Consider the following 12,060-nt stretch of genomic DNA (forward strand, 5'->3'; position numbering starts at 1 on the left):
GGGCGCACGCCATGAACGTATTGTCTTCCGTCGACACCAAGAAAGCCGAGGCTGCCGAGATCGTGGACGAGCTCTGGTACAAGGACGCCATCATCTATCAGCTCCACGTCAAGGCGTTTGCCGACAGCAATCAGGACGGCATCGGCGACTTCGCAGGGCTGACCGAGAAGCTGCCTTATCTCCAGGAGCTCGGCGTCACCGCGCTGTGGCTGCTGCCGTTCTATCCTTCGCCCGGCCGCGACGACGGCTACGACATCGCCGACTACGGCGCGGTCAATCCCGATTTCGGGACGATGAAGGATTTCAAGCGCTTCATCCAGGAAGCGCAGAAGCGCGGGCTGCGCGTCATCACCGAGCTCGTCGTCAACCACACCTCGGACCAGCACAATTGGTTCAAGCGCGCGCGCCGCAGCCCTCCGGGCTCGAGCGCCCGCAACTGGTATGTCTGGAGCGACACCGACCAGAAATACCAGGGCACCCGCATCATCTTCACCGACACCGAGAAGTCGAACTGGACCTGGGATCACGAGGCCGGCGCTTTCTACTGGCACCGCTTCTTCTCGCACCAGCCGGATCTCAATTTCGACAATCCGCGCGTCGTCAGCGCCCTGATTCAGGTAATGAAGCGCTGGCTCGATGCCGGTGTCGACGGCTTCCGTCTGGACGCCATTCCCTATCTCTGCGAGCGCGAAGGCACCTCGAACGAGAACCTTCCCGAGACGCATGCCATCATCAAGCGGCTGCGCCACGAGCTGGATTCCTACTCCAAGGGCAAGCTGCTGCTGGCCGAGGCCAATCAATGGCCGGAGGACGTGCAGGAATATTTCGGCCGCGGCGACGAGTGCCACATGGCCTACCACTTCCCGCTGATGCCGCGCATCTACATGGCGATCGCGCAGGAGGACCGTTTCCCGATCACCGACATCCTGCGCCAGACGCCGGACATTCCTGCGAGCTGCCAATGGGCGCTGTTCCTGCGCAACCATGACGAGCTGACGCTGGAGATGGTGACCGACGTCGAGCGCGACTACCTGTGGACCACCTACGCCAACGATCCGCGCGCCCGCATCAATGTCGGCATCCGCCGGCGCCTCGCGCCGCTGATGGACAACGACCGGCGCAAGATCGAGCTGATGAACTCGCTGCTGCTGTCCTTCCCGGGAACGCCGATCATCTATTACGGCGACGAGATCGGGATGGGCGACAACATCTATCTCGGCGACCGCAACGGCGTGCGCACGCCGATGCAGTGGAGCCCGGACCGCAACGGCGGCTTCTCGCGCTGCGACCCGGCCCGCCTCTACGCGCCGCTGATCATGGATCCGGTCTACGGCTACGAATCGGTGAACGTGGAGGCGCAGTCGCGCAGCCTGTCCTCGCTGCTCAGCGCGACCAAGCGCCTGATCTCGGTGCGCAAATCGACGCTCGCCTTCGGCCGCGGCACCATGACCTTCATCCGCCCGGCCAACCGCGCCGTGCTGGCCTACGTCCGGCAGTACCGCGACGAGGTGATCCTCTGCGTCGCCAATCTGTCGCGGGCGGCCCAGGCGACCGAGCTCGATCTGTCGCCCTGGAAGGACCGTATCCCGCAGGAGATGCTCGGCCGCACGCGTTTTCCGGCGATCGGCGAACTGCCCTATATGGTCACGCTGGGGCCCTATGGCTTCTACTGGTTCCAGCTCACCGAGCGCGACAAGTCCGAGCCGGTGACGCCGCGCGCGGTGCCGGAATTCGAGACGCTGGTGGTGCCGGTGAACTCGACCTGGGTGTCGCTGGCGCGCGAGCGGGGCGTGTTCGAGCACGAGGTGCTGCCGGGATTCCTGTCGCGCACGCGCTGGTATCCCGAGCACAATCCCAAGCACATCAAGCCGACGCTGACCTCGGCGGTGCCGTTCTGCGACATCGGCGACAACAGGCCTTGGATCGCGTTCTTCGAGGCGGCGCAGGGCGATGTCACCACGCGCTACGTGCTGCCGATGCAGATCGAATGGGTGCGCTTCGACCGCGAACGCTTCAATCCCAGGGCGCTCGCCGCCGTGCGTCAGGGCGCCCGCGAAGGGACGCTGCTGGATGTGGCAACCGAGCAGATCTTCATTGGCCTGTTCCTGCGCAATCTGTCGCAGAACCTGGTGGTGGAAGAAAACAATCTGCGGCTGGAGTTCAAGGCGACCAGCCGGTTTGCCGAGTACACCATCAAGGAGCCCGAACGCATCCGCGCGATCGAACAGTCGAACAGCACCGCGCTGGTCGACAATCAATATGTCGCCAAGATCTATCGCCAGCTCGAAGCCGGTATCAATCCCGAGATCGAGATCGGCTCCTACCTCACGGAAATCGCCCGCTTTGCCAATACGCCGGCACTGCTCGGCAGCGTCGAACTGGTCGAAGACGACCGTCGCAGCGCAGTCGGCGTGCTGCACGCCTATGTCGAGAACCAGGGCGACGGCTGGGGCGTCACTGCGGGCTATCTCGACCGCTATATCGACGAGCAGCGGGTGCTGCCACCGGGCGAGATGCCCCGCGAGACCCAGGAGCAAGCGCCCTATCTGCACTTCATTACACAGATCGGTCGACGCCTCGCCGAGCTGCATGTGGCTTTGGCCGCCGCAAAGTCCGGCGATCTCGCGCCGGAGCCGATTGGCTCCGCACACATCAAGCGCTGGTCATCCGAGCTCAAGGCACGGGCCGAGCGGATTTTCGAGCGGCTGGCCGCCAGCACCGACGGCCTGCGGGAGGCAGATCGGCCGCTGATCAATCAGCTCGCCGCGGAGCGCGCGTCCCTGTCCGGCCGGCTCAGCGCGCTACTACCTGCCGAGATCGGCGGGTTGAACATCCGTCATCATGGCGACTTCCGCCTCGGGCAAACTCTGATCGTGAAGGACGATATCTTCATCATCGACTTCGACGGAGATCCGCGTTTGCCGCTGGCGGAGAAGCGGCGCAAGCTGCCTGCGGCGCGCGACGTTGCCGGCCTGATCCGCTCGATTGATCTTTCGGTTAACGCGGCGCTCCACCGCGCGCTCACGGGTGCTTCCGACGAACAGGGCCGGCTTACGGCTGCGCTCGACGAATGGCGCGAGCGCACCACCGCGACGTTCCTCACCGCCTACCGCGAAGCCATGACCGATCGGCGGCTGTGGCCGGAAGATCCGCAATCCGCGGCAGGCCTGTTAAGGTTTTTCCTGCTTGATCAAGCGTTCGAGGAAGTAGAGTACGAGCTGTCCCACCGGCCTGAGGGGCTCCATGCGCCGCTGTCCGGACTGCTTCGCATTCTGTCCAGTATCGAGAGCGAAGCCCATGCCTAAACTCCCTGCCGAGGCCTATGCGATCATCGAGGGTCGCCACTCCGATCCCTTCCACTATCTCGGGCTGCATCCCGAGGGCGACAAGAGCGTGGTGCGCGCGTTTCTTCCCGATGCTTCCAATGTCGAGGCGGTGGGCGAGCACGGCGAGGTGGCGAAGCTCGATCGCGTCCATGATGCCGGCCTGTTCATCGGCGCTCTGCCGAACGGCGCGAAGCACTACCAGCTCCGCGCGAAGTTCGGCGATAACGTCATCGAATTCGAGGACACCTATCGCTTTCCGCCGATCCTGACCGATTTCGACCTCTATCTGCTCGGCGAAGGCACGCACCAGCGCCTTTACGACAAGCTCGGCGCGCATCCGATGCGGCTCGACGGCATCGATGGCATCGGCTTCGTGGTGCTGGCGCCCAACGCCCGCCGTGTCTCCGTGGTCGGCGACTTCAATTTCTGGGACGGACGGCGCCATCCGATGCGGGTGCGCGGCGCGGGTTATTGGGAATTGTTCATCCCGCACGCCAAGGCGGGCGACCACTACAAGTTCGAAATTATCGGACCGCATGGCCATCTGCTTCCGCTGAAGTCCGATCCGATGGCCTTTGCAAGCGAGGTGCGGCCGAAGACCGCTTCCATCGTGTTCGACGAAGCACATCTGCCCCGGCCGCGACCGGCACCCGACGGCATCAACGCGTTGTCCGCGCCGATGTCGATCTACGAGGTCCATCTCGGCTCGTGGCGGCGCAAGAACGGCAATGAATGGCTGACCTATCGCGAACTGGCCGAGCAGCTGCCGGCCTACGCCCGCGACATGGGCTTCACCCATCTCGAATTCCTCCCCGTGAGCGAGCATCCTTTCGACGGCTCATGGGGCTATCAGCCGACTGGCCTGTATGCGCCGACCAGCCGCTTCGGCACGCCGGAGGATTTTGCCGCACTGGTCGATGCCTGCCACCGCGAGGGCGTCGGCGTGCTGCTCGACTGGGTGCCCGGCCACTTCCCGGACGATCCGCACGGGCTCGGCAGCTTTGACGGCACAGCGCTGTACGAGCACGCCAATCCGCTCCAGGGCCGGCATCTCGATTGGGGTACGCTGATCTACAATTACGGCCGCACCGAAGTCACGAACTTCCTGGTGTCCAACGCGCTGTTCTGGCTCGAGCGCTACGCGATCGACGGACTGCGCGTCGATGCCGTCGCGTCCATGCTCTACCTCGACTACAGCCGTCCGCCCGGCGCGTGGATTCCGAACCAGCATGGCGGCCGGGAGAACATCGAGGCGATCGCGTTCCTGCGCCGCTTCAACACCGAGCTGTTCGCACGTTTCCCGCAGGCGACCACGGCCGCCGAAGAGTCCACCGCCTGGCCGCAGGTCTCGCGCCCGGTCGAATTCGGCGGGCTCGGCTTCGGCTACAAGTGGAACATGGGCTGGATGCACGACACGCTGAACTACATCAGCAAGGATCCGATCCACCGCAAGCATCATCACGGCGACATCCTGTTCGGCCTGCACTACGCCTTCTCGGAGAACTTCGTCCTGCCGCTGTCGCATGACGAGGTCGTGCACGGTAAGCGCTCGATCCTGGGGCGCATGCCCGGCGACGAATGGCAGCGCTTCGCGAATTTGCGCGCCTATTACAGCTTCATGTTCGGCCATCCCGGCAAGAAGCTGCTGTTCATGGGCGCCGAGATCGCACAAAGCCGCGAATGGAATCACGACCAGTCGCTCGACTGGCACTTGCTCGAGTACAAGCTCCATTCAGGCATCCAGGCGCTGATCCGCGATCTCAACCGGCTCTATCGCGCGGTGCCCGCGCTGCACCAGATGGACTGCGAGCAGGCCGGTTTCGAATGGTTGATCACGGACGACGCCAACCGCAACGTGTTCGCATGGCTGCGCAAGGGATTTGACGAGCACGCCCGGTGCATGGTGATCGTCAACTTCTCACCCAACGTCTATCGCAACTACCGCGTTCGCGCGCCCCTCAGTGGCAAGTGGAAGGAAGTGTTCAACTCCGACTCCGCCCATTACGGCGGCAGCAATGTCGGCAATATCGGCGAAGTCCACGCCGTCAATGGCGAGCTCCGCCTCACCATTCCGCCGCTCGCCGCGATCTTCCTCGTTCCGGAAAGCTGAACGATGCGCCTGACTGCTGGATCGCCCGCACGCCTCGGCGCAAGCTGGGACGGACGCGGCACCAATTTCGCGCTGTTCTCCGCCAACGCGCAGAAGGTCGAGCTGTGCCTGTTTGACATGCAGGGCCGCCGCGAACTCGAGCGCGTCGAGCTGCCGGAGCGCACCGAGGATGTCTGGCACGGCTATCTCAACGACGTCTCGCCCGGCCAGCTCTACGGCTACCGCGTGCATGGCCCCTACGAGCCCGAACAAGGCCACCGCTTCAACGCCAACAAGCTCCTGCTAGACCCCTATGCCAAGCGGCTTTCCGGGCGGCTGGTCTGGAGTGACGCGCATTTCGCCTATCGCACCGGAAGCCCGCGCGAGGATCTGTCGTTCGACCGGCGCGACAACGCGCGCGGCATGCCCAAGGCTGTCGTCGTCGACGAGACCTTCAACTGGGGCCGCCGCGAGATCCGGCCCAACATTCCCTGGGAAGACACCATCATCTACGAGGCCCACGTCAAGGGACTGACACAGAAGCGCGACGACGTCCCGCCGAATTTGCGCGGCACCTATGGCGGCCTGTCCTCGCCGGCGATGATCGAGCACCTGAAGAAGCTCGGCGTCACCACCGTTGAGCTCCTGCCGGTGCACAGTTTCGTCGATGACCGCATCCTGGTGGAGAAGAAGCTCGCCAATTACTGGGGCTACAACACCTTGTCCTTCTTCGCGCCCGAGCAGCGCTACGCCCAGGACAACGCCCTCGATTCCTTCCGCACCACCGTCGCACGCCTGCACGATGCCGGCATCGAGGTGATGCTCGACGTCGTCTACAACCACACAGCCGAGGGCAATCATCTCGGCCCGACGCTGTGCTACCGCGGCATCGACAACGCCTCCTATTACTGGCTGAACCGCGAGAACCCGCGCTACTACGACGATTTTACCGGCTGCGGCTCGTCGGTGAACCTCACCCATCCGCGCGTGCTGCAGATGGTGATGGATTCCCTGCGCTACTGGGTCGAGGTCTGCCACGTCGACGGCTTCCGTTTCGACCTCGCCACCACGCTGGCGCGCGGGCCGAACGGTTATGATCGCGGCAGCTCGTTCCTGACCGCGATACGCCAGGACCCGGTGCTGGCGAGCGTCAAGCTCGTCGCCGAACCCTGGGACCTCGGCCTTGGCGGCTATCAGGTCGGCGCATTTCCTTCACAATGGTCGGAGTGGAACGACCGTTATCGCAGCGCTATGCGCCGCTACTGGAGCGGCGAAGGCAGCCTGATCGGCGACATCTCCAGCCGCATGACGGCGTCCTCCGACCTGTTCAACCACGACGGACGGCGGCCGCGCGCCAGCGTCAACCACATCACCGTGCATGACGGTTTCACCCTCGCCGATCTCTTCAGCTACAACGAGAAGCACAACGAGGCCAATGGCGAGGACAATCGCGACGGCTCCAACGACAACCACAGCAACAATTGCGGTGTCGAGGGCCCGACCGACGATCCCCAAATCGTCAGCTTGCGCCGGCAGCTTCGCAAGAACGTACTGGCTTGCCTCATGTTGGCGCAGGGCATTCCGCTGATCCTCGCCGGCGACGAAGTCGGGAATTCGCAATCAGGCAACAACAACGCCTATTGCCAGGACAACGAGGTTGGCTGGGTCGGCTGGGACAATCTCGGCAAGGACGGCGACGACATGGTCGATTTCGTCGCCGAGCTCGCCGATATCCGCCGCCGGTTCTCGCAGCTTCGCAGCCATCGCTGGCTCGACGGCCGCCCCAAGGACGGCATCTCCTACGGCGCGCTGTGGCTGACGCCGGCCGGCGACGAAATGACGGAAAGCGACTGGAAATTCCCGGAAGGGCGGTTCCTCTCCTACGTGATGGGGCCGATGGAACCGGGCAGCGCCGCGATCTTTATCGTACTCAACGCAGCCCCCGAAGAGATCGCATTCAAATTGCCAAAATTGACCGAATACAAGAGCTGGCAGCAAATCCTGAACACGACCGACGCCAAGCTGAACACGGTCGACTTCCTGCCCGGAAGCGACAGCAAGGCGCCGCCGCGCTCCGTGCTCGCTTTCGCGGGGGCGCTATGAGGCCATCCTTCGGGGCGAGGCCGACGAAGGACGGCGTGTCGTTCCGGCTATGGGCACCTGCCGCGCGCCGTGTCGATCTCCTGCTCGACAGACGACACGCGATGCAGCGCCGGCAGGATGGCTGGTATGTCGCCGAGATTGCCAATTTGCCCGTCGGCAGCAACTACAAATTCAGGATCGACGACGCGATCGACGTGCCCGATCCGGCGTCTGCATTCCAGCCCGACGACGTGTTCGGCCCGAGCGAGGTGATCGATCATGACGCCTTCGCCTGGCGCACGCCCGATTGGCGCGGGCGTCCCTGGGAAGAGACGGTACTGATCGAGACGCATGTCGGCACCTTCACTGCGGAAGGTACCTATCGTGCCATGATCGACAAGCTCGATCATCTCGTCGCGACCGGCATCACCGCGGTCGAGCTGATGCCGCTGGCCGACTTCGCCGGTCGTCGCGGCTGGGGTTATGATGGCGTGCTGTGGTACGCGCCCGACAGCGCCTATGGTCATCCCGATGATTTGAAGACGCTGATCGACGAAGCCCATCTGCGCGGGCTGATGATGTTCCTCGACGTCGTCTACAATCATTTCGGCCCCGAGGGAAATTACCTCGGCCGCTACGCGCCGGCCTTCTTCACCGACGCGCACACGCCATGGGGCAGCGCGATCGATTATCGCGTGCCGCAGGTTCGCGCTTTTGCCGTCGAGAACGCGCTGTCGTGGCTCAGCGATTATCGCTTCGACGGCCTGAGGCTGGATGCCGCCAATCACATCATGGCGATCCCCGGCGAGCAATCGATGCTGCAGGACCTCAGCGTCGCCGCGGGCGAGCTTGCCAAGGCGACGGGACGGCATATCCATCTCGTGCTGGAGAACGGCGACAATCGCGCGAGCCTGCTCGACGCCGCGCAGGAGCCTCCGAACGGCAAATATCGCGCCCAGTGGAACGACGACTACCACCACGTCTGGCACGTGATGCTGACGGGCGAGCTCGCCGGCTATTACGCGGACTATCAAACGCCGCGGCTCGATCTCGCACGCGCGCTCGCCTCCGGCTTCGTCTATCAGGGCGAGATCTCGGAATTCTGGGGCAAGAAGCCGCGCGGCGAGAACAGCGGCGAGCTGCCGCCGGCAACCTTCATCAATTTCCTGCAAAACCACGACCAGATCGGCAACCGGCCGCTCGGCGACCGGCTCGAAAGCCTGGCATCGCCCAAGCAGATCGAAGCAGCACTCGCGGTGACCCTGCTCGCGCCGATGGTGCCCATGCTGTTCCAGGGCGAGGAGTGGGGCTCCACCGTGCCCTTCCCGTTCTTCTGTGACTTCCAGGGCGGACTGGCTGATGCCGTCCGCAAGGGGCGCAGGCAGGAATACGCCTGGGCCTATGAAAAGTACGGCGACGACGTGCCCGACCCGCTCGATCCGGCAACGCTGCAATCGGCCGTGCTCGACTGGAGCGGCCACACGCCGGAGCAGGATGCACGCCTCGCGCTGGTGCGGGAGCTGCTCGCACTCCGCCACAAGGAGGTCGCGCCACGACTGAAAGGTGCGCGCTTCGGTGATGCCGCCGTGGCCGATAGCGGGCTGCTCACCGCACATTGGCACATGGGGGATGGCGCGACGTTGCGCCTCGTGGCCAATCTCTCCGACAAGGACGCCGCATATTCCGACGACGGTGTGGGGACCCTGATCTGGGGCGGCGCGACCGGCGATCGGCTTGCGCCCTGGTCGGTGGTCTGGCGCCTCGGAGGTTGACATGCCTCCAGCCATTCCTCTCGCAACCTACCGGCTTCAGCTCACCGCGGATTTCGATTTCGACAGGGCCGCCGCAGTCGTGCCCTACTTGAAGGCGCTGGGGATCACGCATCTCTACACCTCGCCGGTGATGAAGGCCCGCAAGGGCTCGACCCACGGCTATGACACCGTCGATCACAGCCAGTTCAATCCGGAGCTCGGCGGCGAGGCCGGCTTCGCGCGGCTGAGCGAGGCGCTGACGCGACACGACCTCGGCCTCATCATCGATTTCGTACCGAACCATGTCGGCGTTCACTTTGCCGACAATCCCTGGTGGCTGGACGTGCTGGAATGGGGCCAGGCCTCGCCGCATGCCGTCTCCTTCGATATCGACTGGGATCAACTGGCTTTCCGCGCCCGTGGCGGCGTGCTGCTGCCGATCCTCGGAGCGTCCTATGGCGAAGCGCTCGAGAGCGGCGATATCGAGCTGCGCTACGATCCCAACGAAGGTAGTTTTTCCGCTTGGTATTTCGAGCATCGATTGCCGATCGCGCCGGAGCGCTATGGCGAGATGCTGCGGATGATCGTGAAGGAAGCCGACGCCGCCGAAACCGAGGCCGGCAAGCGCCTGCTGTCGCTGGCGGCCCGCTACACGGGACTGCGCCGCCCCAACCGCAAGGAAGCGCCCGGCTTCAAGGCGGAGCTCAAAGAGATCGCAGGCAGCGCCGATATCATCGCGCGCGGCCTCGGCGCCTATCGCGCCGCCAAGGACCGCCCCGCGCAGACGCTGGCGCTGCATCATTTGCTGGAGCGCCAGCACTACAAGCTCGGGCACTGGCGGCTTGCCTCCAGCGACATCAATTATCGCCGCTTCTTCGACGTCAACGGGCTCGCCGGCATGCGCGTCGAGGATCCCGGCACGTTCGCCGCCACGCACCGGCTGGTGAAGCAACTCATTGCCGACGGCAAACTGCAGGGCATCCGGCTCGATCATATCGACGGCCTGCGCGATCCCGCGCAATATTGCCAGCGGCTGCGCCGCCTGGTGCGCGACGCTCAGGGCACCACAAAGCCGTTCTATACGGTGATCGAGAAAATCCTGTGCGAGCACGAGCGCCTGCCGCATTTCGCCGGCGTCCAGGGCACCACCGGCTATGAGTGGATGAATGCCATCACCCACGTTCTGGTCGACCCCAAGGGGCTGGAGGCGCTGGACGAGACCTGGCGGCAGATCAGCAACCGGCCGCCGCGGCTCGCGCCTTACGTCAAGGACGCCAAACGGCGCGTGCTGGAGACACTACTGACCAGCGAATTCACGGTTCTGACGCGCCTGCTTGCACGCATCGCCAACGGGCACTACTCCACCCGCGACTTTTCCGCCGACAGCCTGCGGCAGGCGCTCGAGCTCTACGTGCTGCATTTCCCGGTGTACCGCACCTATTTGACGACAAGCGCGCCGACCGCGAACGATCGCAAGCTGATCGACGACACCATCGAGGCCGCTCGCCAGGAATGGTTCGCCGCAGACGAAGGCATTTTCGACTTCCTGCGCGACGCCCTCACCATGGACCTGCTCAAGCCCGGCCGTCCCCCGCACAGCGCCCCGCGCGTGCGCCGCTTTGCGCTGAAGGTGCAGCAATTCACCGGGCCGATGATGGCGAAGTCGCTGGAGGACACTGCCTTCTATCAATTCCACCGGCTGCTCGCCCTGAACGAAGTCGGCGGCGATCCCGCGAGCAAGGGCCTCACCATTCCCGCTTTCCACGAGACCATGCAGGCCCGCGCCAGGGAATGGCCGCAAGGGATGACGGCGACTGCCACGCACGACACCAAACGTGGCGAGGACGCCCGCGCGCGGATCGCTGCCTTAAGTGAAATTCCCGGCGAATGGACCAGCGCCGTGGCACGCTGGAAAGTCCTGAACGCGCCGCACCTCGCGCTCGACGGCAATCTGCGCGCTCCGTCGGCCACGTTCGAATACATGCTCTACCAGACCCTGCTCGGCGCCTGGCCGCTTGGGGAGTCGGCCGAAGCCGGCTTCGTCGCGCGTATCCAAGCCTATGCGCTCAAGGCCGCGCGCGAGGGCAAGGAGGAAACCAGCTGGCTCAACCCGCACGAGGCCTATGAGAACGGCGTCAAGAGCTTCATCGCGAAGATCCTCGATCCCGCGCAATCAGGCGAGTTCCTGGAGGCGCTGCAAACCCTGGCTCGCCGCGTCGCGCTGCTCGGCGCGCTGAACGCGCTGAGCCAGCTCACGCTCAAGGCGACTCTGCCGGGCGTGCCCGATTTCTATCAGGGGACCGAATTCTGGGACCTGTCGCTGGTCGATCCCGACAACCGCCGCCCGGTGGATTTTTCCGCGCGACACGCGGCGCTGGGCACGCTGGACAATCCGGATTGGAATCACCTGATCAAGAGCTGGCCGGACGGCCAGCTCAAGCTGGCCTGGGCGCGGCACCTGCTCAAGCTGCGCAACGAGTTGTCCGACGTCTTCGCGCGAGGCGACTACCAGCCGCTTCAGGTGCGGGGCGCACATGCCGACCATGTCGTGGCCTTTGCCCGCCGCCACGGCCGCACTGCTGCGATCGTCATTGTCGGGCGCCACTTCGCGCCTTTCACGCAAGCAGGACGCGAATGGCCGGCGCTCGATGAGGCCGACGCCACCATCGACGTCACGAGCTACAGCATGCCGGGTTTCGCCGGCAACGATCTGCCGCTCGCGCAGGCGCTTCGCGGTTTTCCCGCTTCGGTCATCCCGGCGCGGCCCGTGGACGCGGCGAAACCGGTGCGACAGCGCACCCGCGCTTGAACG

At 64.6% G+C, this 12,060-nt stretch carries 5 protein-coding genes; all 5 read left to right on the plus strand.

Annotation, left to right across the window (positions count from 1 at the left end; all coding sequences use genetic code 11):
* Positions 1-11: 11 nt before the first annotated feature.
* Genes treS through treY form a run of 5 tightly spaced genes read left to right on the plus strand, consistent with a single transcriptional unit; the run spans position 12 to position 12,057 of the window.
* The gene (treS, locus tag BRA1253DRAFT_RS15315) at positions 12-3,305 is read left to right on the plus strand and encodes a maltose alpha-D-glucosyltransferase (RefSeq protein WP_007595725.1); all 3,294 of its coding nucleotides are present in this window, start codon (positions 12-14) and stop codon (positions 3,303-3,305) included.
* Positions 3,298-5,436: a 1,4-alpha-glucan branching protein GlgB gene (gene glgB / locus BRA1253DRAFT_RS15320; protein WP_007595727.1), complete on the plus strand. Its 2,139-nt coding sequence runs from the start codon at positions 3,298-3,300 to the stop codon at positions 5,434-5,436. The genes treS and glgB overlap by 8 nt, the downstream gene beginning before the upstream one ends.
* Before the next feature lie 3 nt (positions 5,437-5,439).
* Positions 5,440-7,518, plus strand: a complete 2,079-nt coding sequence (gene glgX / locus BRA1253DRAFT_RS15325) for a glycogen debranching protein GlgX (RefSeq protein WP_007595729.1) — start codon at positions 5,440-5,442, stop codon at positions 7,516-7,518.
* Positions 7,515-9,269, plus strand: a complete 1,755-nt coding sequence (gene treZ / locus BRA1253DRAFT_RS15330; protein WP_007595730.1) for a malto-oligosyltrehalose trehalohydrolase — start codon at positions 7,515-7,517, stop codon at positions 9,267-9,269. Before glgX ends, treZ begins: the two co-directional genes overlap by 4 nt.
* Position 9,270: 1 nt before the next feature.
* Complete coding sequence (gene treY, locus BRA1253DRAFT_RS15335; RefSeq protein ID WP_007595732.1) at positions 9,271-12,057, plus strand: malto-oligosyltrehalose synthase; 2,787 nt, start codon at positions 9,271-9,273, stop codon at positions 12,055-12,057.
* Positions 12,058-12,060 lie beyond the last annotated feature (3 nt).

It is taken from the genome of Bradyrhizobium sp. WSM1253 (assembly GCF_000244935.1).
Taxonomy (GTDB): domain Bacteria; phylum Pseudomonadota; class Alphaproteobacteria; order Rhizobiales; family Xanthobacteraceae; genus Bradyrhizobium; species Bradyrhizobium canariense.

Excerpts from the sequence above, each read along its gene's own strand:
- treS (WP_007595725.1), top strand. The coding sequence starts at position 12 with ATGAACGTATTGTCTTCCGTCGACACCAAGAAAGCCGAGGCTGCCGAG.
- glgB (WP_007595727.1), top strand. The coding sequence starts at position 3,298 with ATGCCTAAACTCCCTGCCGAGGCCTATGCGATCATCGAGGGTCGCCAC.
- glgX (WP_007595729.1), top strand. The coding sequence starts at position 5,440 with ATGCGCCTGACTGCTGGATCGCCCGCACGCCTCGGCGCAAGCTGGGAC.
- treZ (WP_007595730.1), top strand. The coding sequence starts at position 7,515 with ATGAGGCCATCCTTCGGGGCGAGGCCGACGAAGGACGGCGTGTCGTTC.
- treY (WP_007595732.1), top strand. The coding sequence starts at position 9,271 with ATGCCTCCAGCCATTCCTCTCGCAACCTACCGGCTTCAGCTCACCGCG.